The sequence below is a fragment of the Streptomyces sp. NBC_00012 genome, assembly GCF_045040875.1.
Lineage (GTDB): Bacteria > Actinomycetota > Actinomycetes > Streptomycetales > Streptomycetaceae > Streptomyces.
Genome location: NZ_CP108309.1, coordinates 5,941,772 through 5,968,140 on the forward strand (window position 1 = coordinate 5,941,772; position 26,369 = coordinate 5,968,140).

At 71.7% G+C, this 26,369-nt stretch carries 21 protein-coding genes; 18 read left to right on the forward strand and 3 right to left on the reverse strand.

The genetic code is table 11. The features are described from left to right. Positions 1-93 precede the first annotated feature (93 nt). The 4 genes from lepA to hemW all read left to right on the forward strand — a co-directional run bounded on the left by lepA (position 94) and on the right by hemW (position 7,726). The gene (gene lepA, locus OHA19_RS27260) at positions 94-1,968 is read left to right on the forward strand and encodes a translation elongation factor 4 (RefSeq protein ID WP_405712504.1); all 1,875 of its coding nucleotides are present in this window, start codon (positions 94-96) and stop codon (positions 1,966-1,968) included. A 442-nt stretch (positions 1,969-2,410) separates the two neighbouring features. Then, entirely contained in the window at positions 2,411-4,300 is a 1,890-nt protein-coding gene (locus OHA19_RS27265; RefSeq protein ID WP_405712502.1) for an AMP-dependent synthetase/ligase, read from the forward strand. A gap of 186 nt (positions 4,301-4,486) precedes the next feature. Then, positions 4,487-6,412 carry a SpoIIE family protein phosphatase gene (locus tag OHA19_RS27270; protein ID WP_405721431.1) on the forward strand — a complete coding sequence of 642 codons (1,926 nt, stop codon included), beginning with the start codon at positions 4,487-4,489 and terminating at the stop codon, positions 6,410-6,412. A gap of 72 nt (positions 6,413-6,484) precedes the next feature. Further along, positions 6,485-7,726, forward strand: coding sequence for a radical SAM family heme chaperone HemW (gene hemW / locus OHA19_RS27275; protein WP_405712500.1), 1,242 nt, complete (start codon positions 6,485-6,487; stop codon positions 7,724-7,726). A gap of 36 nt (positions 7,727-7,762) precedes the next feature. On the opposite strand, the gene OHA19_RS27280 is transcribed toward hemW, so the two are convergent. Together OHA19_RS27280 and OHA19_RS27285 are read right to left on the reverse strand one after the other, a co-directional pair. Beyond that, entirely contained in the window at positions 7,763-8,629 is an 867-nt protein-coding gene (locus OHA19_RS27280; protein ID WP_405712498.1) for a DUF3097 domain-containing protein, read from the reverse strand. A 119-nt stretch (positions 8,630-8,748) separates the two neighbouring features. Further along, on the reverse strand, positions 8,749-9,471 hold the full coding sequence (locus tag OHA19_RS27285; protein ID WP_405712496.1) for an MBL fold metallo-hydrolase: 723 nt from the start codon (positions 9,469-9,471) through the stop codon (positions 8,749-8,751). A gap of 199 nt (positions 9,472-9,670) precedes the next feature. Between OHA19_RS27285 and hrcA the strand changes: the two genes are divergently transcribed. The 9 genes from hrcA (at position 9,671) to OHA19_RS27330 (ending at position 20,256) form a co-directional block, all read left to right on the forward strand. Continuing rightward, positions 9,671-10,687, forward strand: a complete 1,017-nt coding sequence (gene hrcA / locus OHA19_RS27290; protein ID WP_405712494.1) for a heat-inducible transcriptional repressor HrcA — start codon at positions 9,671-9,673, stop codon at positions 10,685-10,687. After that, entirely contained in the window at positions 10,688-11,824 is a 1,137-nt protein-coding gene (gene dnaJ, locus OHA19_RS27295; protein WP_405712492.1) for a molecular chaperone DnaJ, read from the forward strand. A gap of 124 nt (positions 11,825-11,948) precedes the next feature. Further along, positions 11,949-13,022 carry a nitronate monooxygenase gene (locus OHA19_RS27300; RefSeq protein WP_405712490.1) on the forward strand — a complete coding sequence of 358 codons (1,074 nt, stop codon included), beginning with the start codon at positions 11,949-11,951 and terminating at the stop codon, positions 13,020-13,022. Next, entirely contained in the window at positions 13,019-13,765 is a 747-nt protein-coding gene (locus OHA19_RS27305; RefSeq protein WP_405712488.1) for a 16S rRNA (uracil(1498)-N(3))-methyltransferase, read from the forward strand. Before OHA19_RS27300 ends, OHA19_RS27305 begins: the two co-directional genes overlap by 4 nt. Positions 13,766-13,849: 84 nt before the next feature. Then, complete coding sequence (locus OHA19_RS27310; protein WP_405712486.1) at positions 13,850-14,383, forward strand: hypothetical protein; 534 nt, start codon at positions 13,850-13,852, stop codon at positions 14,381-14,383. Positions 14,384-14,462: 79 nt separating this feature from the next. Beyond that, the gene (locus OHA19_RS27315) at positions 14,463-17,699 is read left to right on the forward strand and encodes a S41 family peptidase (RefSeq protein ID WP_405712484.1); all 3,237 of its coding nucleotides are present in this window, start codon (positions 14,463-14,465) and stop codon (positions 17,697-17,699) included. Between the two features lie 189 nt (positions 17,700-17,888). Continuing rightward, positions 17,889-18,248, forward strand: coding sequence for a histidine triad nucleotide-binding protein (locus OHA19_RS27320; RefSeq protein ID WP_405712482.1), 360 nt, complete (start codon positions 17,889-17,891; stop codon positions 18,246-18,248). A 15-nt stretch (positions 18,249-18,263) separates the two neighbouring features. Next, positions 18,264-19,172 (forward strand): ribonuclease Z, encoded by a 909-nt coding sequence (locus tag OHA19_RS27325; RefSeq protein WP_405751993.1) that lies wholly within the window; start codon positions 18,264-18,266, stop codon positions 19,170-19,172. A gap of 91 nt (positions 19,173-19,263) precedes the next feature. Further along, positions 19,264-20,256 carry an adenosine deaminase gene (locus tag OHA19_RS27330; protein ID WP_405751996.1) on the forward strand — a complete coding sequence of 331 codons (993 nt, stop codon included), beginning with the start codon at positions 19,264-19,266 and terminating at the stop codon, positions 20,254-20,256. Here the strand turns inward: OHA19_RS27330 and OHA19_RS27335 are convergent. Then, the gene (locus OHA19_RS27335) at positions 20,220-21,575 is read right to left on the reverse strand and encodes an MFS transporter (RefSeq protein ID WP_405751999.1); all 1,356 of its coding nucleotides are present in this window, start codon (positions 21,573-21,575) and stop codon (positions 20,220-20,222) included. The two genes, OHA19_RS27330 and OHA19_RS27335, sit on opposite strands and share 37 nt — an antisense overlap. Before the next feature lie 339 nt (positions 21,576-21,914). Between OHA19_RS27335 and OHA19_RS27340 the strand changes: the two genes are divergently transcribed. From OHA19_RS27340 to OHA19_RS27360, 5 genes are all read left to right on the forward strand, one after another. Next, a complete protein-coding gene (locus OHA19_RS27340; RefSeq protein ID WP_405752001.1) occupies positions 21,915-23,021 on the forward strand; it encodes a carbohydrate kinase family protein in 1,107 nt (368 codons plus the stop codon). Positions 23,022-23,167: 146 nt separating this feature from the next. Beyond that, positions 23,168-24,199 (forward strand): PhoH family protein, encoded by a 1,032-nt coding sequence (locus OHA19_RS27345; RefSeq protein ID WP_405712472.1) that lies wholly within the window; start codon positions 23,168-23,170, stop codon positions 24,197-24,199. Positions 24,200-24,208: 9 nt separating this feature from the next. After that, entirely contained in the window at positions 24,209-24,706 is a 498-nt protein-coding gene (ybeY, locus tag OHA19_RS27350; protein ID WP_405712470.1) for an rRNA maturation RNase YbeY, read from the forward strand. Further along, positions 24,703-25,995 carry a hemolysin family protein gene (locus OHA19_RS27355; RefSeq protein WP_405712468.1) on the forward strand — a complete coding sequence of 431 codons (1,293 nt, stop codon included), beginning with the start codon at positions 24,703-24,705 and terminating at the stop codon, positions 25,993-25,995. The genes ybeY and OHA19_RS27355 overlap by 4 nt, the downstream gene beginning before the upstream one ends. Then, complete coding sequence (locus OHA19_RS27360) at positions 25,992-26,345, forward strand: MmcQ/YjbR family DNA-binding protein (protein WP_405712466.1); 354 nt, start codon at positions 25,992-25,994, stop codon at positions 26,343-26,345. The genes OHA19_RS27355 and OHA19_RS27360 overlap by 4 nt, the downstream gene beginning before the upstream one ends. Positions 26,346-26,369: the final 24 nt, after the last annotated feature.

Sequence of the window (26,369 nt, forward strand, 5' to 3'; positions counted from 1 at the left end):
CAACCATGGGACGATGGAGGCTACGTATCGATCCGACCGACCCGACATCGACCCGAGACACGGCGTTCGGCGTCTCAAGAATCAGGACCCTGCGTGCCCGCGACTCCTACCAACGTGCCCGAGCCGAGCCGTACCGACCCGGCGCTGATCCGCAACTTCTGCATCATCGCGCACATCGACCACGGCAAGTCGACCCTTGCCGACCGGATGCTCCAGCTGACCGGTGTGGTCGACCAGCGGCAGATGCGTGCTCAGTACCTCGACCGGATGGACATCGAGCGCGAGCGCGGCATCACCATCAAGTCCCAGGCGGTGCGGCTGCCCTGGGCGCCCACCACGGGCGAAGGCCAGGGCCGCACCCATGTCCTCAACATGATCGACACCCCGGGCCACGTGGACTTCACCTACGAGGTCTCCCGTTCGCTCGCCGCCTGCGAGGGCACGGTCCTGCTGGTCGACGCCGCGCAGGGCATCGAGGCCCAGACCCTGGCCAACCTCTACCTGGCGATGGAGAACGACCTCACCATCGTCCCGGTGCTCAACAAGATCGACCTGCCGGCCGCGCAGCCCGAGAAGTTCTCCGAGGAGCTGGCCAACCTCATCGGCTGCCAGCCGGAGGACGTGCTCAAGGTCTCCGCGAAGACCGGCATCGGCGTGGACGCGCTGCTCGACCGGGTGGTCAGGGACGTCCCGGCCCCGATCGGCCAGGCGGACGCCCCGGCCCGCGCGATGATCTTCGACTCGGTCTACGACTCGTACCGCGGCGTCGTCACGTACGTCCGAGTGGTCGACGGCCAGCTCAACAAGCGCGAGCGCATCAAGATGATGTCCACCGGCGCCACTCACGAGCTCCTGGAGATCGGGGTCTCCTCCCCGGAGATGACCCCGGCCGACGGCCTCGGCGTGGGCGAGGTCGGCTACATCATCACCGGTGTGAAGGACGTCCGGCAGTCCAAGGTCGGTGACACCATCACCTCCCTGAGCAAGGGCGCGACCGAGGCGCTGGGCGGCTACAAGGACCCCAAGCCGATGGTGTTCTCGGGTCTGTACCCGCTGGATGGATCGGACTACCCGGACCTGCGCGAGGCGCTGGACAAGCTCCAGCTCAACGACGCCGCCCTGGTGTACGAGCCGGAGACCTCCGCGGCCCTCGGCTTCGGCTTCCGCGTCGGCTTCCTCGGACTGCTCCACCTCGACGTGATCCGGGAGCGGCTGGAGCGCGAGTTCGGCCTCGAACTCATCGCCACCGCCCCCAACGTGGTCTACCGCGTCGACATGGAGGACGGCACCGAGCACACCGTCACCAACCCGAGCGAGTTCCCCGAGGGCAAGATCGACAAGGTGCACGAGCCCGTCGTGCGCGCCACGGTCCTGGCCCCCAGCGAGTTCATCGGCGCGATCATGGAGCTCTGCCAGCAGCGGCGCGGCACCCTGCTCGGCATGGACTACCTCTCCGAGGACCGCGTCGAGATCCGCTACACCCTGCCGCTCGCCGAGATCGTCTTCGACTTCTTCGACCAGCTGAAGTCCAAGACCCGGGGCTACGCCTCGCTCGACTACGAGCCCACCGGCGAGCAGACCGCCCAGCTCGTCAAGGTCGACATCCTGCTGCACGGCGACAAGGTCGACGCGTTCTCCGCGGTCACCCACAAGGACAAGGCGTACGCGTACGGCGTCCGGCTCGTCGCCAAGCTGCGCGAGCTGATCCCGCGGCAGAACTTCGAGGTGCCGATCCAGGCCGCCATCGGCTCCCGGGTCATCGCCCGTGAGACCGTCCGCGCCATCCGCAAGGACGTCCTCGCCAAGTGCTACGGCGGTGACATCTCCCGTAAGCGGAAGCTGCTGGAGAAGCAGAAGGAGGGCAAGAAGCGGATGAAGATGGTCGGCAACGTGGAGGTGCCGCAGGAGGCCTTCATCGCCGTGCTGTCCACGGACGAGTCGGGTGGCGAGGGCAAGGGCAAGAAGTAGCCCGCCCGAGCCTGCCCCGGCCGGGGCCGCGAGCCTGGGTCCCGGCCGAGGCCGTGACCGGGGTCCCGGCCGTGACCCTGACCCCGGCCGCCGCGGTGACCCCGGACCCGGCAGCCGCCGTGGAACCGAAGCCGGGTTCAGTCCGCCCCCGCCCGGTGGTAGTCCGAACGGGCCCCTGTGTCGCAGTACCTCGCGACGCAGGGGCCCGTTTGTTATGAAGCGGCGGCCCGTTGCCTCTTACGCGGTGGACGCGGGCGCTCTACCCTGATCACGGCTTCGTAGTTACTCGCCAGTTAAACAAGCCCCGCGCGGAGCAAGCCCGCAGGACAGCGGAACCAGCCCCGCAGGACGAGCGCCGCAGGATCAAGCACGCAGACACCCGCAGGAACAAGCAGCAACCAGCAGCCGGTCGTGAAGCACTGCCGCAGGCCCGGAGGACGTCGTGAGCGACACACTGACCTTGATCGAGAACCGACCGCCCTCCGTGGCGAACCTCTTCATCGACCGCGTGGCGGCCACCCCGGACGGGGAGGCCTACCGCTACCCCGTACCCTCGGCCGCCGGTCAGGGTCCCGATGAGTGGAAGTCGCTGAGCTGGGCGCAGGCCGCCGAGCGGGTCTACGCCGTCGCGGCCGGGCTCATCGGTCTGGGCGTGCGGCCGGAGGAGCGGATCGCGCTCGCCGCCGGCACGCGGGTGGAATGGATCCTCGTCGACCTCGGTGTGATGTGCGCGGGTGCCGCCACCACCACGATCTACCCGTCGACCAATGTTGAGGAGTCGGCGTTCATCCTCTCCGACTCCGAGAGCCGGGTGCTCATCGCCGAGGACGCCGCCCAGCTGGCCAAGGCCCGCGAACGCCGCGCGGAGCTGCCGGACCTCGCCCATGTCGTCGTCATCGACCCCGAGGGCGCCGGCCCCGCCGAGGGCGACCCCGAGGGCTGGGTGCTCACCCTCGCCGAGCTGGAGGCCCGCGGCACCGAGTACCTGGCACAGCACCCCGAGGCGATCAAGGAGCGGGTCGCCGCCATCACGGCCGACCAGCTGGCCACCCTGATCTACACCTCGGGCACCACCGGCCGTCCCAAGGGCGTTCGCCTGCCGCACGACAACTGGTCGTACATGGCCAAGGCCACCGTGGCGACCGGCCTCATCAACTCCGACGACGTCCAGTACCTCTGGCTGCCGCTCGCGCACGTCTTCGGCAAGGTCCTCACCTCCGGCCAGATCGAGGTCGGCCACGTCACCGCCGTCGACGGCCGGGTCGACAAGATCATCGAGAACCTGCCGGTGGTCCAGCCGACGTACATGGCCGCCGTGCCCCGCATCTTCGAGAAGGTCTACAACGGTGTCGCCGCCAAGGCGCGGGCCGGCGGCGGGGCCAAGTACAAGATCTTCCAGTGGGCGGCCGGGGTCGCCCGCGAGTACGCGACGGTCTCGCAGGACAACTTCCGGCGCACCGGTAGGGCCTCGGTCCCGTTCGCGCTCGGTGCCAAGCACAAGGTCGCCGACACCCTCGTCTTCGCCAAGATCCGCGAGGCCTTCGGCGGCCGGCTGCGCGCCTGTGTCTCCGGCTCCGCCGCGCTCGCCCCCGACATCGGCCTCTTCTTCGCGGGCGTCGGCATCCACATCCTGGAGGGCTACGGACTCACCGAGTCCAGCGCCGCGTCCTTCGTCAACCCGGGCGAGGCCTACCGCACCGGCACCGTCGGCAAGCCGCTCCCCGGCACCGAGGTACGGATCGCCGACGACGGCGAGATCCTGCTGCGCGGCCCCGGGATCATGGAGGGCTACCACGGACAGCCGGAGAAGACCGCCGAGGTGCTGGAGTCGGACGGCTGGTTCCACACCGGCGACATCGGCGAGCTGTCCGTGGACGGCTATCTCCGGATCACCGACCGCAAGAAGGACCTGATCAAGACCTCCGGCGGCAAGTACATCGCCCCGGCGGAGGTCGAGGGACAGTTCAAGGCGGTCTGCCCGTTCGTCTCCAACATCCTGGTGCACGGCGCGGACCGTAACTTCTGCACCGCCCTGATCGCACTCGACGAGCCGACCATCCTCGGCTGGGCCGCCGAGAACGGCCTGGGCGGGAAGCCGTACGCCGAAGTGGTGGCCTCCCCGCAGGCCGTCGAGCTCATCGAGGGCTACGTGAAGCGGCTCAACGAGGGCCTGCAACGCTGGCAGACCATCAAGAAGTTCCGGCTGCTGCCCCGCGACCTGGACATCGAGCACGGCGAACTGACGCCCAGTCTCAAGCTGAAGCGGCCGGTCGTCGAGCGCGCGTACAAGGGCCTCATCGACGACATGTACGCGGGCACACGCGAGGCATAGGGCCTGTCCCCACGGTGTTCCTCCCCGCTCATTTTCTCTGCTCACTTCGGCAACTCGTTGCTTATGGGCATGGTCCATCTGTCACTCTGTCGGTGTCGTCAGCGCCGCCCAACGAGAACAGACAGACAGCAACGAGAACAGACAGAGCGAGAACAGGTCAGGAGCTGCACCGTGGGGCCCATTCCCTTGCAGCGGGACGTAGTTCAGCGTCCCGGTGATCCAGCAGGCCGTGCGGATGCGCGGCCGGCCGCCCATACGTCCCTGCCCGGGAACCTCCTCGCACCCTCCGCCGCCCGCCGGTTCGTCCGGGCCGCGCTCGGCGAGTGGGCCGGGCTCGGGCTGCCCGCGGCCGTGGGTTTCAGCGAGCGCGTGGCCGAGGACGCGGAAATCGTCGTCAGCGAGCTGGTCACCAACGCGGTCGTGCACGCCGGGACCAATGTGGAGGTGCTCGCCCGGCTGGAGGAGGCCGCCGAGGACGAGGTCGCGGCCCTGGTGCTGGAGGTCTCGGACCACCACCCGGCCCGCGCCGTGCGCAGCGACCGTCCGGAGTCCGGAAGCGCCGCCGACGCCGCGGAGGGCACCAGCCTCGTCGGCCCCGACGAGCCCGCCGAGTACGGTCGCGGGCTCCAGCTCGTCGGCACCCTCGCCGAACGCTGGGGCATCACCTACCGCACCGGCCTCAAGACCGTCTGGGCCAGGCTCCCCGTGGACGACTGGAACCCCTTCCCGGAACCGGCGGCCGAGCCCGGGTTCCAGCAGGGCCTGCGCGCCGCCGAGCTGCTCGCCCCCTCCGCCCGGCGCGCGCTGCGCGACGACGCGGACTGGGCCGGCCGCGGCGCGCTCTCCTTCCTCGCCGAGGCCTCGGACCTGCTCGCCGGCCAGCTCGACGAGGACATCGTGGCGGCGCTCTCCGGGCAGTTACTGGTGCCCAGACTCGCCGACTGGTGCGCGATCTGGCTGGAACCCGAGAACGGCGGCCCCTCCGCCGTACCCCGGCTCGCCAGCGTCTGGCATCGGGACGAGGCGGAGACCGGGCAACTGCGCACCCTGCTGGAACAGGACCCGATCCGGCTCCCCGAGCGGGTCGGGACCGGGCCCGTCTCCATGCCGTGGCCCGGGGGCGAGGAGGAGGGCGCGAAGGCCGACGAGCCCGCCGCGTCCGCCCTCGCCTACCGGATCACCTCCGGCGGCCGGACCCTCGGCGCCGTACTCCTCGGCCGGGAGGGCCTCGCCCGCGTCCCCGACGAGGTGACCGCGCTCATCGAGGACTTCGTACGCCGGGTCGGTCTGGCCGTGGGAGCCGCCCGCGAGTACACCCGGCAGGCCACCATCAGCCGCATCCTGCAGCGCGCCCTGCTGCCCGGCAAGGTCGCCGACATACCGGGGGTCACCAGCTCACTGGTGTACGAACCCAGCGACGACGGCGTCGTCGGCGGTGACTTCTACGACATCTTCCCCTGCCCCGGCGACCGCTGGTGCTTCGTACTGGGCGATGTGCAGGGCAGCGGCCCCGAAGCCGCCGTCGTCACCGGCCTCGCCCGCCCCTGGCTGCGGCTGCTGGCCCGCGAGGGCTTCGGCGTCGGCGAGGTGCTGGACCGGCTGAACCGGCTGCTCCTCGACGACGCGATGGAGGCCGCCGAGGCGGCCGCGCTCATGGTGGCCGCGGCCGGCGGCCAGCAGACCCCGGACACCGGGCAGTCCCGCTTCCTGTCCCTGCTGTACGGAGAACTCGTACCGCTGCCCGGCGGCGGCGTGCGCTGCACCCTGGCCAGCGCCGGCCACCCGCTGCCGCTGCTGCTGCGGCCCGACGGCGAGGTGCGCCCGGCCGCCGAGCCGCAGATACTGCTCGGGATCTTCGACGACGTCGCCTACGAGAGCCAGAGCTTCGAGCTGGCGCCCGGCGACAGCCTGCTGTGCGTCACGGACGGTGTGACGGAGCGGCGCTGCGGGCCGCTGATGTTCGACGACGGGGACGGGCTGTCCCAGGCGCTGGCCGGCTGCACCGGGCTGTCGGCGGACGGGATCGCGGACCGGATCAAGCGGGCGGTGCACGAATTCGCCGAGCGGCCGCCCGACGACGACCTCGCGCTGCTGGTGCTCCAGGCCGGATGAGGACCCGCGTCGGGGCACGGGCGGCCCCCGCGATCATGGGCCTGGCCGGGGGTTCCCCGGCGGCGAGCGACAATGGGCGGTATGCCTTCCGTACTGCCCGATGGTGAACCCGTACCCGACGACGGGGCGCTGCCCCGCCACGCCCTGGAAGGCGCGGCCGGCCGGCCGCTCGGCTTCTACCTGCACGTGCCGTACTGCGCGACCCGCTGCGGCTACTGCGACTTCAACACCTACACCGCGACCGAGCTGCGCGGTTCCGGCGGGGCGCTGGCCTCCCGGGACAACTACGCCGAGCATCTGATCGGCGAGGTCCGCCAGGCCCGCAAGGTCCTCGGGGACGATCCGCGCCCGGTCCGCACGGTCTTCGTCGGCGGCGGTACGCCGACCCTGCTGGCCGCCGCGGACCTGGTCCGGATGCTGGGGGCGATCCGCGAGGAGTTCGGGCTCGCGGACGGTGCCGAGATCACCACCGAGGCCAATCCGGAGTCCGTCTCTCCGGCGTACCTCGCCGAACTTCGGGAGGGCGGCTTCAACCGGATCTCCTTCGGGATGCAGAGCGCCCGGCAGCACGTCCTGAAGATCCTCGACCGTACGCACACACCGGGGCGGCCCGAGGCGTGTGTCGCCGAGGCCCGGGAGGCGGGCTTCGAGCACGTCAACCTCGACCTGATCTACGGCACGCCGGGGGAGTCCGACGACGACTGGCGGGCCTCGCTGGACGCGGCGATCGGCGCGGGGCCGGACCATGTGTCGGCGTACGCGCTGATCGTCGAGGAGGGCACGCAGCTGGCCCGCCGGATCCGGCGCGGCGAGATCCCGATGACCGACGACGACGCCCACGCGGACCGGTACCTGATCGCGGACGAGGCGATGGCCGCGGCGGGCTTCTCCTGGTACGAGGTGTCGAACTGGGCCCGTACGCCGGAAGGCCGCTGCCTGCACAACGAGCTGTACTGGCGCGGAGCCGACTGGTGGGGTGCCGGGCCCGGGGCGCACAGCCATGTCGGCGGGGTGCGCTGGTGGAACGTGAAGCACCCGGGCGCGTACGCGCAGGCGCTGGCCGAGGGGCGGTCGCCGGGGGCCGGGCGCGAGATCCTCTCCGAGGAGGACCGGCGGGTGGAGCGGATCCTGCTGGAGCTCCGGCTCGTGGACGGCTGCCCGCTCGGCATCCTGGCCCCGGCCGGGCTGGCCGCGTCCCGCCGCGCTCTGGCGGACGGGCTCCTGGAGGCGGCGCCGTACGAGCGGGGGCGGGCGGTGCTCACCCTGCGGGGGCGGTTGCTGGCGGATGCGGTGGTGCGGGATCTGGTGGACTGAGGGTGGGCGGGGGCTTCGCCCCCGAACCCCCGTTCCTCAATCGCCGGAGGGGCTTGAGAGTCCGCCGGAGTGGCTGGCGGCGGGCTGCTCGGGCGCCGTCACGAAGTCGATCAGGTGCTCCACCGAGCCCAGCAGGGCCGGTTCCAGGTCGCGGTACGAGTGGACCTTGGACAGGATGTGCTGCCAGGCCGCGCCGGTGTTCTCCGGCCAGCCCAGGGCCCGGCACACGCCCGTCTTCCAGTCCTGGCCGCGCGGTACCACCGGCCAGGCCGTGATGCCCACGGACGACGGTTTCACCGCCTCCCACACGTCGATGTAGGGGTGGCCGACCACCAGCACGTTCTCGTCCGTGACCCGGTCGGCGATCCGGGACTCCTTGGAGCCGGGGACCAGGTGGTCGACCAGGACGCCCAGCCTGGCGTCCGGGCCGGGGGAGAACTCGCGCACGATGGCGGGGAGGTCGTCGATGCCCTCCAGATATTCGACGACCACGCCCTCGATCCGCAGGTCGTCGCCCCAGACCCGCTCGACCAGCTCCGCGTCGTGCCGGCCCTCCACGTAGATCCGGCCCGCCCGCGCGACCCGGGCGCGCGCCCCGGGCACCGCGACCGAACCCGAGGCCGTCCGTGCGGGCCGCACCGGAGCGGCGGCCGAGGGACGTACGAGGGTGACCACCCGGCCCTCCAGCAGGAAGCCGCGCGGCTCCATCGGGAACACCCGGTGCTTGCCGAAGCGGTCCTCCAGGGTCACCGTCGGCCCCTGGGCCGTCTTCTCGCAGCGGATCACCGCGCCGCAGAATCCGGTGGAGACCTCCTCCACGACCAGATCGGCTTCGGCGGGGACCTCGGGAACGGGGGCGGACCTCTTCCACGGCGGGGTCAGGTCCGGCTGGTAGCTGCGCATCGGACGACGATAGGACGACCAGGGCCTGTCCGGCGGATCAGGGTCGGACAGGGCGCGGCGTCCGGTGCCGCACCAGGCGTCGTGACCCCGGCCAGGATCCGCCGGGCAGGTCCTGCGGGTCACGACACGCCGAAGCGCACGGCCAGTTGTTCGCGCTGATCGTGTACGAACGCCGCGTCCACCACCGCCCCGTGCCCCGGTACGTACACCGCGTCCTCGCCGCCCAGTGCCAGCAGCCGGTCCAGCGCGGCCGGCCAGCGGGCGGGGAACGCGTCCCGGCCCGCCTGCGGTACGCCGGACTCCTCGACCAGGTCGCCGCAGAGCACGATCGCGGGGGAGCCGGGGACGACCGCCACCAGGTCGTGGCCGCTGTGCGCGGGGCCCACGTCGGCCAGCAGCACCTCGCGTCCGCCGCCCAGATCGAGCGTCCACTCGCCGCACACCTCGTGGTGCGGTGCGACCAGCGCGTCGACGGCCTCCGCCGCGTCGTGCTCGCCGACCCCGTGGCGCACGGCCGAGGTGTGCAGATCGTCCGCCCCGTTCTTCAGCAGCCCGGTCATGCCGACCGCCCCGTACACCTGGGCGCCGGAGAACGCGGCGGTGCCCAGCACGTGGTCGAAATGGGGATGGCTGAGTGCGATATGCGTCACCCTCCGGCCGAGCAGAGCCTGCGCCTGGGCCCGCACCTCGGCGCCCTCGAGGAGCGTCGATCCGGTGTCGTAGAGCAGCACTCCGTCCGTCCCGGCCACCAGCGCCACCGTCGCGTCCCACCCGGGAAGGCGCCGCCGGCCCACTCCGTGACCGAGTCGTTCCCAGCCGAACTCTTCCCAAGAGGCATCCATATCGTGACGCTATCGGCAAACCACCTGCGAGGTCTCGCGGTAGCGTGGCCGGTCGCCCTTGCTAGGTCCCCACTCGGCCGCCGTACACTGGCCGGGGGGTTGCTGGCACTCGCGATGACAGAGTGCCAGGCGGATTCCTGGGCAGAGAAACAAGAACGACCCGAGAACCAACGAGGAAACACAGCTGGAGGTGTGCGCGATGCTCGGCGAACGCAGACTCGAAGTGCTTCGCGCCATCGTCCAGGACTATGTCGGCACGGAGGAGCCAGTCGGCTCCAAGGCGCTCACCGAGCGGCACAAGCTGGGGGTCTCCCCGGCGACCGTCCGCAACGACATGGCGGTACTGGAGGACGAGGGCTTCATCGCCCAGCCCCACACCAGTGCGGGACGCATCCCGACGGACAAGGGCTACCGGCTCTTCGTCGACAAGCTCGCGGGGGTCAAGCCCCTCTCGTCGCCGGAACGTCGCGCCATTCACAATTTCCTCGACGGCGCGGTCGATCTCGACGACGTCGTGGGCCGCACCGTACGGCTGCTCGCGCAGCTGACCCGGCAGGTCGCCATCGTGCAGTACCCCTCGCTGACCCGGTCGACGGTGCGGCATGTGGAACTGCTGTCGCTGGCAGCCGCCCGGCTGATGCTCGTGCTCATCACGGACACCGGCCGGGTCGAACAGCGCATGATCGACTGCCCCGCCCCGTTCGGCGAGACCTCTCTCGCCGATCTGCGGGCCCGGCTCAACAGCCGGGTCGTCGGACGCCGCTTCGCGGACGTCCCGCAGCTGGTGCAGGACCTGCCGGAATCCTTCGAGAGCGAGGACCGGGGGACCGTGTCCACCGTGCTCTCCACCCTGCTCGAAACCCTCGTCGAGGAGACGGAGGAGCGGCTGATGATCGGCGGCACCTCCAACCTCACCCGCTTCGGGCACGACTTCCCGGTGATGATCCGGCCGGTGCTGGAGGCACTGGAGGAGCAGGTCGTGCTGCTGAAGCTGCTCGGCGAGGCCAAGGACTCGGGCATGACCGTACGTATCGGGCACGAGAACGCCCACGAGGGGCTCAACTCCACGTCCGTCGTCGCGGTCGGCTACGGTTCGGGCGACGAGGCAGTCGCCAAACTCGGCGTGGTCGGACCGACCCGCATGGACTACCCCGGAACGATGGGAGCGGTACGCGCAGTGGCACGTTACGTCGGACAGATCCTGGCGGAGTCGTAAGTGGCCACGGACTACTACGCCGTACTCGGCGTGCGCCGCGACGCATCCCAGGACGAGATCAAGAAGGCATTCCGGCGGCTCGCCCGCGAGCTGCACCCGGATGTGAACCCCGATCCGAAGACCCAAGAGCGGTTCAAGGAGATCAACGCCGCCTACGAGGTGCTTTCGGACCCGCAGAAGAAGCAGGTCTATGACCTCGGCGGCGACCCGCTGTCCGCTTCCGGCGGCGGTGGCGCGGGCGGATTCGGACAAGGTGGCTTCGGCAACTTCTCCGACATCATGGACGCGTTCTTCGGCACGTCGTCGCAGCGCGGACCCCGTTCGCGCACCCGGCGCGGCCAGGACGCGATGATCCGTCTGGAGATCGATCTCGCCGAGGCGGCGTTCGGCACCACCAAGGACATCCAGGTCGACACGGCCGTCGTCTGTACGACCTGCAGTGGCGAGGGTGCCGCACCCGGCACCTCCGCCCAGACCTGTGACATGTGCCGCGGCCGCGGCGAGGTGTCCCAGGTCACCCGGTCCTTCCTCGGCCAGGTCATGACCTCGCGGCCCTGCCCGCAGTGCCAGGGCTTCGGCACAGTCGTGCCGACCCCCTGCCCGGAGTGCGCCGGTGACGGCCGCATCCGGTCGCGGCGCACGCTCACCGTGAAGATCCCCGCCGGTGTCGACAACGGCACCCGCATCCAGCTCGCGGGCGAGGGCGAGGTCGGCCCCGGCGGCGGCCCGGCCGGCGATCTGTACGTGGAGATCCACGAGCTGTCGCACGCGGTGTTCCAGCGCCGCGGCGACGACCTGCACTGCACGGTCACCATCCCCATGACGGCGGGCGCGCTCGGCACCAAGGTGCCGCTGGAGACGCTCGACGGCCTGGAAGAGGTCGACATCCGGCCGGGCACCCAGTCCGGCCAGTCGGTGCCGCTGCACGGCCGCGGCATCACGCATCTGCGGGGCGGCGGGCGCGGTGACCTGATCGTGCACGTCGAGGTGATGACCCCGACGAAGATGGACCCGGAGCAGGAGCGACTGCTGCGCGACCTGGCGAAGATGCGTGGCGAGGAGCGGCCCACCGGCCAGTTCCAGCCCGGCCAGCAGGGGCTGTTCTCCCGGCTGAAGGACGCCTTCAACGGCCGCTGACCGGTCCTGCACACCGTTTCCGGACGCCGGACGGACCCGCTCGGCGGGCCCGTCCGGCGTTTGAGTACAAAGCGGACCCCGTCCCGCGCGCCCCGCGCCGCGCCGGACGTGACACGATGCGGTCATGTCATCCGCGTTGACCGATCTCTGCCGGTATCCGATCGTGCAGGCCCCGATGGCGGGGGGCGCATCCTGTCCACAGCTCGTCGCGGCCGTCTCCGAAGCGGGCGGGCTCGGTTTCCTCGCCGCCGGGTACAAGACGGCGGACGGCATGTACAACGAGATCAAGCAGCTGCGCGGGCTGACCGGGCAGCCCTTCGGCGTCAACCTCTTCATGCCGCAGCCGGCGCTCGCCGACCCCAGCGCCGTCGAGGTGTACCGGCACCAGCTCGCGGGCGAGGCCGCCTGGTACGAGACCCCGCTCGGCGACCCGGACACCGGCGGCGACGACAACTACGACGCCAAACTCGCCGTCCTCCTGGACGACCCGGTCCCGGCCGTCTCGTTCACCTTCGGCTGCCCGACCCGCGACACCCTGGACGCGTTCGCCGGCGTCGGCACGTACACCGTCGTGACGGTCACCACGCCCGAGGAGGCCCAGACCGCCCAGTGGGCGGGCGCCGACGCGCTCTGTGTCCAGGGCATCGAGGCGGGCGGCCACCAGTCCACCCACCGCGACGACCCGCAGACCGACGGCACCGGGATCGGGCTGCTCTCACTGGTGTCCCAGGTCCGCGAGACCGTGCAGATACCGATCGTCGCCACGGGTGGGCTGATGCGCGGCTCCCAGATCGCCGCGGTCCTCGCCGCGGGCGCGGAGGCGGCGCAGCTCGGTACGGCGTTCCTCGTCTGCCCCGAGTCGGGGGCGAGCCCGCTGCACAAGCAGGCGCTGACCAACCCGCTGTTCGTACGGACCGCCCTGACCCGGGTGTTCTCCGGCCGCCCGGCCCGGGGTCTGGTCAACCGGTTCATGCGCGAGCACGGACCGTACGCCCCCGCCGCCTATCCGCAGGTCCACTATCTGACCGCCGGGCTGCGCAAGGCGGCGGCGAAGGCCGGGGACGCGCAGGGCATGGCGCTGTGGGCGGGCCAGGGACACCGGATGGCACGCGAGCTGCCGGCCGGCCGGCTGGTCAGGCTGCTCGCCGAAGAGCTGGACGCCGCACGGACGGCAGTGAGCACAGGGAGTACGCAGTGACCGCACCGGTCTTCGTCGTCGAACAGGTCCCCGGCGGGCCCCAGTTCGTCCTGGAGGGGTCCGAGGGCCGGCACGCCGTGTCGGTGAAGCGGCTGCGCGCCGGTGAGGACGTCGTGCTCACCGACGGGTGCGGCCACTGGGCGGAAGGCGTCGTCCTGGCCGCCGAGGGCAAGGACCGGCTCGTCCTCACCGATCTGACCGGGATCCGGGAGGAGCCCCCGCCCGCTCCCCGCATCACAGTCGTCCAGGCCCTGCCCAAGGGCGACCGAGGCGAGGTCGCCGTGGAGACGATGACGGAGACCGGCGTCGACGCGATCGTGCCCTGGCAGGCGTCGCGCTGCATCACGCAGTGGAAGGGCGACCGCGGCCTGAAGTCCCTCGCGAAATGGCGCAACACCGCTCGGGAGGCGGGCAAGCAGTCCCGCCGGGTGCGCTTCCCCGAGGTGGCCGACGCGATGACGACCAAGCAGGCGGCCGCCCTTGTCGCCGCGGCGGACTTCGCCGCCGTCCTGCACGAGGACCGGGGGCACGACAGCGAACCGCTGGCCACCGTCCAGCTCCCCGTACGGGGCGAGATCGTGCTCGTCGTGGGTCCCGAGGGCGGGGTGTCGCCGCAGGAGCTGGCGGCGTTCGCCGCGGCGGGCGCCCGGACCTGCCGGCTCGGCGCGAGCGTGCTGCGCACCTCCACGGCGGGCACGGCAGCTGCCGCACTGCTGCTGGGGCGTACTGGTCGTTGGTCGTGAGCCCCCTCGCGCGCTCCGGCGCCATCCGCACCGGGCCCGCACGCCGTCTACCGCCCGGTGGGGCAACGGTGGGAAGCTGCCCGTATGGGGACATCAAGGGCATGGGGTCAGGGAAGAGAACGGCGCTTTCTGGCCGCGTCCGCACTCGTGGTCGCGGCGGTCGCGGGAGCTTCCGCCTGTGACCCCCAGGGCGGGCTGAACTCCGCGTCCATCGCCGTGACCACCGACCGGGTCGGCACCGGCGCACTGGAACGCAACGGGGTCGACGTGCGGTGGCTGAGCTGTACCGCCGGTGTCGACGGGGAGAGGATCGGGGCCGCCTCGCCGGCCGCCTCCGCGCGCCGGATCGCGGAGGTCGACTGCACCGGCAAGTCGGGGAAGGGCGAGCCCATCACCCTCACCGGAAAGGTGACCCAGGAGCTCGGCGGGCGCTGCGTGCGGGGCGACCTGACCGCGAGGACGGGTGGGAAGGCCGTCTTCCGGGCGGATGTGCTCGGCAACTGCGACGCCGCCGCGACGGCCGACGTGGTGAATCCGTTGCCGGCCGGCGGCGGCCAGGATGTCCGACCGGTGGTCACCGTCACCGTGACGGTGACCGAGACACCTGCGGGCAAGTGAACGGGGCCGCCCGCGGTGGCCCGTCGAACTCCGGCCAACCCGCTTACGCGGAGCTGGACCGCGACCTAGGGTGACCGGTGTGACGCAGTCTGCCTACCTCCGATACCCCCATGTCCAGGGCGATTCGATCGCCTTCACCGCCGAGGACGATGTCTGGCTGGCGCCGCTGGACGGCGGCCGAGCCTGGCGCGTCAGTGCCGACAACCGGCCGGTCGCCGGCTCCCGGATATCGCCCGACGGAACCCTGGTCGCCTGGACCACCACCCGGGACGGGGCCCCCGAAGTGCACATCGCACCGGCCGACGGCGGCCCCTCCCAGCGGCTCACCCACTGGGGCGACGCACGGACCGCCGTGCACGGCTGGACGCCCGAGGGCGAGGTGCTGGTCATCAGCTCCCAGGGGCAGGCCTCGCTCCGGCGCACCTGGGCCAGGGCCGTCCCGGCCGACGGCGGACCCGCCCGGACCCTGCCGTACGGGCCGGTCGGCTCGCTCGCGTACGGGCCCGGCGGCCGGGTCCTGCTGCTCTCGGTCACCATGGGGCGCGAGGCCGCCGCCTGGAAGCGCTACCGGGGCGGCACGGCGGGCAAGTTGTGGATCGAGCAGGAGTCCCCGGCGGACGGCCCGGCGGAGTTCGTACGGCTGCACGCCGACCTCGACGGGAACATCGAATGCCCGATGTGGGTGGGCGAGCGCGTCGCCTTCCTCTCCGACCACGAAGGCGTCGGCGCGCTCTACTCCTCGCTCCCCGACGGCTCCGATCTGCGCCGCCACACCGGCATCGAGGGCTTCTACGCCCGTCACGCGTCCACCGACGGCACCCGCGTCGTCTACGCCTCGGCCGGTGAGCTCTGGCTGCTGGACGGCCTCGGGGGCGACGCGCCCCGCCGCATCGACATCCGGCTCGGCGGCCAGCGCGCCGACCTCCAGCCGCACCCCGTGCACGCCGGCAGCCATCTCGACTCCGCGTCCCCGGACCGTACCGGCCGCGGCAGCGCCGTCGGGACGCGCGGCGCCGTCCACTGGGTCACCCACAGCGAGGGCCCGGCCCGCGCGCTCGCCGTCGAACCGGGTGTACGGGCCAGGCTGCCCCGCGCCTTCCAGGCCGACGGCGACCAGCAGGCCGTCTGGGTCACCGATGCCGAGGGCGACGATGCCCTGGAGTGCGCACCCGCCACCGGAACCGCCCCGGGCGCCGTACCGCGCCGCCTCGCCGCAGGCCGTATCGGCCGGGTCCTCGACCTGGCCCCGGCCCCCGACGGCAGCCGGTTCGCCGTCGCCGCGCACGACGGGCGCATCCTGATCGTCGAGCGGGAGAGCGGCGAGGTCCACGAGGTGGACCGCAGCGAGCACGGCGAAGCCTCCGGCCTCGTCTTCTCGCCCGACTCCTCCTGGCTCGCCTGGTCCCACCCCGGGCCCGAGCCGCTCAGCCAGCTCAAGCTCGCACACCTCGCCGACCTATCGGTCACCGAGGCCACCCCGCTGCGCTTCCGCGACTTCGCCCCCGCGTTCACCGGCGACGGCAAACACCTGGCCTTCCTCTCCGAGCGCTCCTTCGACCCGGTCTACGACGCCCATGTCTTCGACCTGGCGTTCATCGGCGCCTGCCGCCCGCACCTGCTGACGCTCGCCGCCACCACGCCCTCCCCGTTCGGGCCGCAGCGCCACGGCCGCCCGACCGACAGGAGCGGCGGCGAGGGCGACCAGGACAACCCGACCGCGCTCCCCGTCACCCGGATCGACCTCGAAGGACTCGCCGACCGGATCGTGCCGCTGCCCGTCGAGGCCGCCAGCTACTCCACCCTGCGCGCCGTGAAGGACGGGCTGCTGTGGCTGAGCCACCCGGTGACCGGCGTGCTCGGTACGAGCGGACCCACCCCCGACTCCCGGCGGCCCGAGACGGTCCTGGAGCGGTACGACCTGGAGAAGCTGCGCTGCGAGGAACTGGCCTCCGGTGTCAGGGACTTCGCGGTCAGCGGGGACGGCAAGCGGGTGGTCATGCAGACCCGGGGCAAGTTGCGCGTCGTACCGTCCGACAGCCGTGTCGCGGCCGATGACGACGACGGCGGCAGCGACGGCGGCGTCACCGTCGACCTCTCCCGGATCCGGCGGACCCTCGAACCGGCCGCCGAATGGCGCCAGATGTACAACGAGGCCGGGCGCATCATGCGGGACAACTACTGGCGCCCCGACATGGGCGGTCTCGACTGGGACGGGGTCCTGGACCGCTACCGCCCGGTGCTGGAGCGGGTCGCCACCCACGACGACCTGATGGACCTGCTCTGGGAGGTGCAGGGGGAGCTCGGCACCTCGCACGCCTATGTGAGGCCGTCCGGCGGATGGGGCGACGACTCGACCCGGCAGGGGCTGCTCGGTGCGGACATCTCCCGTACGGATGAGGGCAGTTGGCGGATCGACCGGATCCTGCCGTCCGAGACCTCCGACCCGGAGGCCCGCTCCCCGCTCGCCGCGCCCGGTGTGGCGGTGCGCGCCGGGGACGCGATCATCGCCGTCGACGGCCGCCCGGTCGACCCGGTGACCGGGCCCGGACCGCTGCTCACCGGCTCGGCGGACAAGCCGGTCGAGCTGACCGTCTCGCCGGTGGACGGCGGTGACCCCCGCCATGTCGTCGTCGTACCGATCGCCGACGAGGAGGCGCTGCGCTACCACGACTGGGTCGCCGACCGGCGGGCCTATGTGCACGAGCACTCCGGCGGTCGTCTCGGCTACCTCCACGTCCCCGACATGGTCGGCTCGGGCTGGGCGCAGCTCCACCGGGACCTGCGGATCGAGGTGGCCCGCGAGGGGCTGGTCGTGGACGTCCGGGAGAACCGCGGCGGCCACACCTCGCAGCTGATAGTGGAGAAGCTCGCCCGCCGCGTCGTCGGCTGGGACATGCCGCGCGGCAGGCGGCCCTTCAGCTACCCGCAGGACGCGCCGCGCGGCCCCGTGGTCGCCGTGGCCGACGAGTTCTCCGGCTCGGACGGCGACATCGTGAACGCCGCGATCAAGGCGCTGCGCATCGGGCCGGTCGTCGGCACCCGGACCTGGGGCGGCGTGGTCGGTATCGACAGCAAGTACCGGCTGGTGGACGGCACGTCGGTCACCCAGCCCAAGTTCGCGTTCTGGTTCGAGGGTTACGGCTGGGGCGTGGAGAACCATGGGGTCGATCCCGACGTCGAGGTCGTGGTGACGCCGCAGGACCATGCGGCGGGCCGGGATCCGCAGCTGGACGAGGCGATCCGGATCGCGCTGGAGTCACTGGCCGGGACGCCGGCGAAGCGGGCGCCGGAGCTGCCGGGGCTGCCGGAGGCGTAGGGGAGCGGGGCGGAGTGCGGGTGGAGTGCGCCTGCGGCGGGCTTCTTGCCCCTGCCCGCCCCTTCCCGTAACCGGGGGCTCCGCCCCCGGACCCCCGCTCCTCAATCGCCGGAGGGGCTGGATCGTCGGCCCGATACCATGCCGTACAACGATCAACACAACGGTCACCACCTACCGAGGAGCCACCCCATGGCGGGAGAACCGCAGCCCGACTGCCTGTTCTGCAAGATCGTCTCGGGTGAGATCCCGGCAACGATCGTCCGCGAGACCGAGACCACCGTCACCTTCCGGGACATCAACCCGCAGGCCCCCACCCACGTGCTCGTCATCCCCCGCCTCCACCACCCGGACGCCGCCGCGCTCGCCGCCGCCGAGCCGGCCGTCGCCGCCGACATACTGCGCGAGGCCGGGCAGATCGCCATCGACGAGAAGATCGTGGACACCGGCTACCGGGTCGTCTTCAACACCGGCTCCGGCGCCGGCCAGACCGTCTTCCACGCGCACGCCCACGTCCTGGGCGGCCGCGGACTGCAGTGGCCCCCCGGCTAGAGCGGCCCGCACACCGTGTCCGTACGCGAACTCGTGGTCCTCGGCACCGCCAGCCAGGTCCCGACCCGACACCGCAACCACAACGGCTATCTGCTGCGCTGGGACGGCGAGGGCATCCTCTTCGACCCCGGTGAGGGCACCCAGCGCCAGATGCTGCGGGCCGGCGTCGCCGCGCACGACATCGACCGGATCTGCGTCACGCACTTCCACGGCGACCACTCGCTGGGCCTGGCCGGGGTGATCCAGCGGATCAACCTCGACCAGGTCCCGCACCCGGTCACCGCGCACTACCCGGCGAGCGGGCAGCACTTCTTCGAGCGGCTGCGGTACGCCACCGCCTACCGCGAGTCCGTCGAGCTGACCGAGGCCCCGGTCGCCGCCGACGGGGTGCTCGCCACCACCGACGCGTACACGCTCAGCACCCACCGGCTCTCGCACCCCGTCGAGTCGTACGGCTACCGGCTCGTCGAACCCGACGGGCGGCGCATACTGCCCGCGAAACTGGCCGAGCACGGCATCAAGGGGCCCGACGTCGGCCGGATCCAGCGCGAGGGCGCCATCGGCTCCGTCACGCTGGACGACGTCTCCGAGCGCAGGCGCGGCCAGCGGTTCGCGTTCATCATGGACACGAGGCTCTGCGACGGCGTGCTGGTGCTCGCCGAGGGCTGCGACCTGCTGGTCATCGAGTCGACCTTCCTCGACGAGGACGAACGGCTCGCCACCGACCACGGCCATCTGACCGCCGGACAGGCGGCCCGGGTGGCCCGGGACGCGGGCGTGCGGCACCTCGTGCTGACGCACTTCTCGCAGCGGTACGACGACCCGGCCGCCTTCGAGGCCCAGGCCCGCGCCGCGGGGTTCGAGGGCGAACTGACCGTCGCCCAGGACCTCGGCCGGGTCCCGGTGCCCAGCAGGCACCTCTGAAGCACCGCCGGAGCATCGCCCGGCGCCACCGAAGCACCACCCCGCACCGCCGGAACACATCAGTACCACCGTCTGTGAGCGTGAAAAACCCGTGCCCCTCCCCAAAGCCGAACTCCACCTCCACATCGAAGGCACCCTCGAACCCGAGCTGGCCTTCGCGCTCGCCGCACGCAACGGCGTTCAGCTGCCGTACGCGGACACCGAGGCGCTGCGCACCGCCTACCTCTTCGACGACCTGCAGAGCTTCCTCGACCTGTACTACGCGCTGATGGCGGTGCTGCGGACCGAGCAGGACTTCGAGGAGCTCGCCGACGCCTACCTCGCCCGCGCCGCGGCGCAGGGCGTCCGGCACGCGGAGATCTTCTTCGACCCGCAGGCGCACACCGCCCGCGGCGTCCCGATCGGCACCGTCGTCGAGGGGCTCGGCCGGGCGCTGGACCGCAGCGAGGAGAAGCACGGCATCTCCACCCAGCTGATCATGTGCTTCCTGCGCGACGAGTCCGCCGAGTCGGCGCTGGAGACGCTGGAGGCGGCGAAGCCGTATCTGCACCGGATCAGCGCGGTCGGCCTGGACTCGGCGGAGGTCGGCCACCCGCCCGTCAAGTTCCGCGAGGTGTACGAGGCTGCCGGGGCCCTCGGGCTCCGCAAGGTCGCCCACGCCGGCGAGGAGGGCCCGCCCGCGTACATCCGGGAGGCGCTGGACGTCCTCGGGGTCGAGCGCATCGACCACGGACTGCGCTGCATGGAGGACCCTGAGCTGGTGGAGCGGCTGGTCGCGGACCGGGTGCCGCTCACCCTCTGCCCGCTGTCCAACGTACGGCTGCGCGCCATCGACACCCTGGAGGAGCATCCGCTGCGGGCCATGATGGACGCCGGACTGCTCTGCACGGTGAACTCCGACGACCCGGCCTACTTCGGCGGATACGTCGGGGACACCTTCCACGCCGTCCGCGAGGCACTCGCCCTGGACCAGGAGCGGCTGCGCACCCTGGCCCGCAACTCCTTCGAGGCGGCCTTCCTCGACCACGACGAGGAGCGCAGGGCGCGCTATCTGTCCGAGGTCGAGGCGTACGCGTTCGACTGACCGGCCCCGCCCGCCGGGCCGGCCGTCCGGAACGCGGCCCTGACCGGGCGCCTGCGGCGCACCGGCAGGCTGATCTCCGCGACGGCCTGCTCGGGCGAGCCCAGCCTGGGTACGGCGCCGGGCACCGCTCCGGTGGTGACGGCGAGCAGCGCGGCCGGGGCGCCGCCCCTGCGGCGCACCGATCCCGGCACCAGCGGACGGCCGCCGGTGTGCAGGGCGACGGCCGTGACCGGGGCCGCGACCAGGAGCGTGACGGCGCCCAGGATCAGGCCCATGGCCGGGTAGCCGGCCTGCTCGGACAGCACGCTGCCCAGGACCGGTCCGCAGGCCACCCCGACGGACGAGGCGGAGCCCGCGAGGACCGCCCAGCGGCCGCGTACGTCCAGTGAGGCGGCGAGGCCGATCAGGTACGAAAGGACCACCGGGTAGACGGTGTTCCAAAGGATCTCGCCGGTCGCGAACGAGCCGAGGTTCCCGGCCGACGAGCTGAGCACGATGCTCGCCGAGATGATCACGGTGCCCAGACCGATCGGCACCGCCCGGCCGAGCCTGGCGCCCAGCATCCCGGCGCCCATCACCCCGAGCAGACCCGCACCGAGCGCGGCGGCGAACACCGCGCCGATGGTGACCTCGGAGAGCCCGACCCGGTCCACCCCGATCCGGCTGCTGACACCCCACAGCGCGTTCTGCGCCATCGACCAGACGAGCATGCCGCCCGCGAGCACCAGACCGGAACGGCGGTGCGGCAGCCGGCCGGCTGCCGGGGTGGCGGGGCCGGTGGGCGTGACGCCGCCGAGCCGTGCGGTGGCGGGCCAGACGAGCAGGGCGACCAGGGCGATCGAGGCGAACGGCAGCCGGTGGCCGCCGCCGAGGTGCGGGATCGTCAGATAGAGGGCGCCCGCCGTCGCCGAGACGCTGAGCAGCCCGAGCGACGAGGTCCGGTGCGGATCGCGCTGGGCGGCGATGCCCGCGGCGGCCACCGCGGTCGCCGTACCGGAGCCGAAGCCGCCGATCACCGTGCCCATGACCACCAGCGGCACCGACCCGGCCAGGGCGGCGCAGCCGTACCCCACCATGGCCAGCACCAGCCCGATCCGGGCCGGCCGCCGCGGCCCGTACGTCTCGACCCGGCCCGCCAGCGTGAATCCGGCGGTCGCCGAACTCAGCAGCAGGGCACTGCCGACCAGGCCGGCCTGCGCCGTACTGAGGCCGAGATGGACGGAGAGCCGCCCGACGATGGTGGGGAGCAGATAGGCGGCGAGGTAACCGGCGGTGAACACGGCGACCAGGGGCCACGCGGCGCGAGGGCGCGAGGACATGGGCGTTCCTGAAGACATGCCTGAGACAGGCAGAGAAGGCAGGGGAGGGCAATGCGGGAAATACGGGGAATTCGCGCCACTCTTCGGCAACTGTCACCGACGGGGCTCGCGGGCCAATTTGTATCAACTGCGGCCAGTCGACCGAAAGCCGCCTCGATGTGATCTGGGTCACATGTTGGTTTACCTTCCGAGGGTCCGGGTAGCAGCGCATGTTTGTGCAGGTCGGAGCACATGTATGAGGCGTCGGAACGGGCCCTGGTTGACAGGCGGCGCGCACTCTCCGGATACGGCGGCGAATCGGGCACACTGGCCAGATCTGCCACGACCGGGGAGTGCAAGGTGAGTACGGACATTCCAGGCATCGACCCACTGGACGGGCTGCGCGCCCCGCAGGACCCGGCCTGCGACGTCTTCCTCACCGGCACGGTCTTCCTCGACATCATCTTCACCGGCCTCGACAGCGCCCCGGTGCGCGGCACCGAGTCCTGGGCGCGCGGCATGGGCTCCAGCCCCGGCGGGGTCGCCAACATGGCGACCGCCCTGGCGAGACTGGGGCTGCACACCTCGCTGGCCGCCGCGTTCGGGGACGACCACTACGGGGAGTACTGCTGGGACGCCCTGGAACAGGGCGAGGGCATCGACCTGTCCATGTCGCACACCGTCCCCGGCTGGCACTCGCCGGTGACCGTCTCGATGGCGTACGAGGGCGAGCGGACGATGGTCTCGCACGGCCACGAGGCCCCCGGCCCCGCGGTCCCCGCCGGGGAACCCGCGTTCCCGTGCTGCCCGCCCCGCGCCCGGGCCGCCGTCGCCTCGCTCGCCCCCGGCCGCAGCGATGCCTGGGTCGCCACCGCGGCCCGCAACGGCGCCCGGATCTTCGCCGACGTCGGCTGGGACGAGACCGGCCGCTGGGACCTGGACGCCCTCACCGACCTGGAGCACTGCCAGGCCTTCCTGCCCAACGCCGAGGAGGCGATGCGCTACACCCGCACCGACTGCCCGCGCGCCGCCGCCCACGCCCTGGCCGAGCGCGTGCCGCTCGCCGTGGTCACCCTGGGCGCGGAGGGCGCCTACGCGGTGGACTCGGCGACCGGGGAGAGCGCCGAGGTGCCCGCGATCGAGGTAGAGGCGCTCGACCCGACCGGCGCGGGCGACGTCTTCGTCGCCGGATTCGTCACCGGAACCCTCGCGGACTGGCCGCTGGCCGACCGGCTGGCCTTCGCCGGACTGACCGCGGCGCTCTCGGTCCAGGAGTTCGGCGGATCGCTGTCGGCGCCGGGCTGGGCGGAGATCGCCGCCTGGTGGCAGCAGATCCGCACCCTCACCGACCAGGACCCCGCCGCGCTCCAGCGGTACGCCTTCCTGGACGAACTGCTGCCCGCCGCATCCCGGCCCTGGCCGCTGCGCCGGGCGGTCCCGACGATCGGCTTCCGCCACCCCGCCTGACCGGCGGGCCCGCCCGCCCGCTCGTGAGCCTGTGCGAAAAAAACCTCGGTGTTGTCGGTGCGGAGTCGTAGGCTTGGTAATCCGAGAGGTTGTCGATCGGCGAGGACCTTGCAACGGGAGGTATGTGCAGGCCACAGAGCCGGCCCATGACTCAGACACCCACAGCCCAGACCCCTGCGCCGAGGCAGGCGCGAGCCCACTTCACCGTCCCTGCCAACCATCCGATGGTGACCGTTCTGGGCTCGAGCGACTCCTTGTTGCGCGTGATCGAGACGGCCTTCCCGGCGGCCGACATCCACGTCCGGGGAAACGAGGTCAGCGCCGCCGGAGACGCGACCGAAGTCGCGCTGATCCAGCGCCTGTTCGACCAGATGATGCTGGTGCTCCGCACCGGTCAGCCGATGACGGAGGACGCAGTGGAACGCTCGATCGCCATGCTCAAGGCGGCGGAGAGCGGCGAGGGGGACGGCCAGGAGACCCCGGCCGAGGTGCTCACGCAGAACATCCTCTCCAGCCGCGGTCGCACGATCCGCCCCAAGACGCTCAACCAGAAGCGGTACGTCGACGCGATCGACAAGCACACGATCGTCTTCGGCATCGGCCCCGCCGGTACCGGCAAGACCTATCTCGCCATGGCGAAGGCCGTCCAGGCCCTGCAGTCCAAGCAGGTCAACCGGATCATCCTGACCCGGCCCGCCGTCGAGGCGGGCGAGCGGCTCGGCTTCCTGCCCGGCACGCTCTACGAGAAGATCGACCCGTACCTGCGCCCGCTCTACGACGCGCTGCACGACATGCTCGACCCCGACTCGATCCCGCGGCTGATGGCGGCGGGCACGATCGAGGTGGCGCCGCTGGCGTACATGAGGGGCAGGACCCTCAATGACGCCTTCATCATCCTCGACGAGGCGCAGAACACCAGCGCCGAGCAGATGAAGATGTTCCTGACCCGGCTCGGCTTCGACTCGAAGATCGTCATCACCGGTGACGTCACCCAGGTCGACCTGCCGAACGGCACCAAGAGCGGTCTGCGCCAGGTCCAGGAGATCCTGGACGGCGTCGAGGACGTGCACTTCTCCCGGCTCACCTCCCAGGATGTCGTCCGGCACAAGCTCGTCGGCCGTATCGTCGACGCGTACGAGAAGTACGACAACCGAGACAGCCACAACGGGAAGCAGTAGCAGCGCACCATGTCGATCGACGTCAACAACGAGTCCGGAACCGAGGTCGACGAGCAGGCGATCCTCGACATCGCCCGCTACGCGCTCGCGCGGATGCGGATCCACCCGCTCTCCGAACTCTCGGTGATCGTGGTGGACACCGACGCCATGGAGCAGCTCCACATCCAGTGGATGGACCTCGAGGGCCCGACCGATGTCATGTCCTTCCCCATGGACGAGCTGCGTCCGCCGGCCAAGGACGACGAGGAGCCCCCGCAGGGGCTCCTCGGTGACATCGTGCTCTGCCCGGAGGTCGCCAAGAAGCAGGGCGAGGACGCGGAGACGCGGCACTCCATGGACGAGGAGCTCCAGCTCCTCACGGTCCACGGAGTGCTGCATCTCCTCGGGTACGACCACGAGGAGCCGGACGAGAAGGCCGAGATGTTCGGGCTCCAGGCCGCGATCGTCGACGGCTGGCGCGCCGAGCACGGACTGACCGGCCCGTCGCCTGCTCCCACCGTCTCGTGAGCGTTCCTCTCGTCCTGGGGGCCGTGCTGCTGGTCGTCGTCGGCTGGCTGGCGGCCTGCGCGGAGGCGGGCATCGCCCGGGTCTCCAGCTTCCGGGCCGCCGAGGCGGTCCGCTCCGGGCGGCGCGGCAGCGGGAAGCTGGAACAGGTCGCGGCGGACCCGACCCGCTATCTCAACGTCGCCCTGCTGGTGCGGGTCGCCTGCGAGATGTCGGCCGCGGTGCTCGTCACGTACGCCTGTCTGAAGGAGTTCCCGGAGACCTGGCAGGCGCTGGCCGTCGCCATGGGCGTGATGGTCCTCGTCTCCTACGTCGCCATCGGGGTGTCGCCGCGCACCATCGGCCGCCAGCACCCGCTGAACACGGCCACGGCCGCGGCGTACGTCCTGCTGCCGCTGGCCCGGGTCATGGGCCCGATCCCGCAGCTGCTGATCCTCATCGGCAACGCGCTGACCCCGGGCAAGGGGTTCCGCAAGGGCCCGTTCGCCAGCGAGGCCGAACTGCGCGCGATGGTCGACCTCGCCGAGGCGGAGTCGCTGATCGAGGACGAGGAGCGCCGCATGGTGCACTCCGTCTTCGAGCTCGGTGACACGCTCGTGCGCGAGGTCATGGTGCCGCGGACGGACCTGGTCTGCATCGAGCGCTACAAGACGATCCGGCAGGCGCTGACGCTGGCCCTGCGCTCCGGCTTCTCGCGGATCCCGGTCACCGGGGAGAACGAGGACGACATCGTCGGCATCGTGTATCTGAAGGACCTGGTCCGCAAGACCCACATCAACCGCGAATCGGAGGCCGATCTGGTCTCCACCGCGATGCGGCCGGCCTCCTTCGTGCCCGACACCAAGAACGCCGGCGACCTGCTGCGCGAGATGCAGCAGGAACGCAACCATGTCGCCGTCGTGATCGACGAGTACGGCGGCACGGCGGGCATCGTCACCATCGAGGACATCCTCGAAGAGATCGTCGGCGAGATCACCGACGAGTACGACCGCGAACTCCCGCCCGTCCAGGAGTTGGAGAACGACTGCTTCCGGGTGACCGCGCGCCTCGACATCGGCGACCTCGGGGAGCTGTTCGGCCTCGACGAGTACGACGACGAGGACGTGGAGACCGTCGGCGGACTGCTGGCCAAGGCGCTGGGGCGGGTCCCGATCGCCGGGGCGTCGGCCGTCATCGAACTGCCGGACGGCCGTCGGCTGCGGCTGACCGCGGAGTCCCCGGCGGGCCGCCGCAACAAGATCGTCACGGTGCTGGTGGAGCCCGTGGCGGCACCGGGGGAGGACGAGGGATGACACCGCAGCAGCTGAGGGCGTTCTGCCTGGAGTTCAACGCGAGCGCCGAGGAGTTCCCGTTCGGCCCCGAGACCTCCGTCTTCAAGGTGCTCGGCAAGATGTTCGCACTCAGCGCGCTGGACGCCCGGCCGCTGACGGTGAACCTGAAGTGCGATCCGGACGAGGCGGTGCGGCTGCGGGAGAAGTACGACGCGGTGGTGCCCGGCTGGCACATGAACAAGCGGCACTGGAACACGGTGACCGTGTCCGGGGTGCCGGACCGGGTGCTCCGCGAGCTGATCGAGGACTCCTACGACCTGGTGGTGGCGGGGCTGCCGAAGGCGGACCGGCTCCGGCTCGACCGGCTGTAGGCGGTGCGCGGGCGGACGGGCCCG

Coding starts and splice junctions, on each gene's coding strand:
- OHA19_RS27310 (WP_405712486.1), top strand. CDS start 13,850: ATGGGGACATCAAGGGCATGGGGTCAGGGAAGAGAACGGCGCTTTCTG.
- OHA19_RS27360 (WP_405712466.1), top strand. CDS start 25,992: ATGACACCGCAGCAGCTGAGGGCGTTCTGCCTGGAGTTCAACGCGAGC.
- OHA19_RS27300 (WP_405712490.1), top strand. CDS start 11,949: ATGTCATCCGCGTTGACCGATCTCTGCCGGTATCCGATCGTGCAGGCC.
- OHA19_RS27345 (WP_405712472.1), top strand. CDS start 23,168: ATGACTCAGACACCCACAGCCCAGACCCCTGCGCCGAGGCAGGCGCGA.
- OHA19_RS27335 (WP_405751999.1), bottom strand. CDS start 21,575: ATGTCCTCGCGCCCTCGCGCCGCGTGGCCCCTGGTCGCCGTGTTCACC.
- OHA19_RS27285 (WP_405712496.1), bottom strand. CDS start 9,471: ATGGATGCCTCTTGGGAAGAGTTCGGCTGGGAACGACTCGGTCACGGA.
- OHA19_RS27320 (WP_405712482.1), top strand. CDS start 17,889: ATGGCGGGAGAACCGCAGCCCGACTGCCTGTTCTGCAAGATCGTCTCG.
- ybeY (WP_405712470.1), top strand. CDS start 24,209: ATGTCGATCGACGTCAACAACGAGTCCGGAACCGAGGTCGACGAGCAG.
- hrcA (WP_405712494.1), top strand. CDS start 9,671: ATGCTCGGCGAACGCAGACTCGAAGTGCTTCGCGCCATCGTCCAGGAC.
- hemW (WP_405712500.1), top strand. CDS start 6,485: ATGGGCGGTATGCCTTCCGTACTGCCCGATGGTGAACCCGTACCCGAC.
- OHA19_RS27280 (WP_405712498.1), bottom strand. CDS start 8,629: ATGCGCAGCTACCAGCCGGACCTGACCCCGCCGTGGAAGAGGTCCGCC.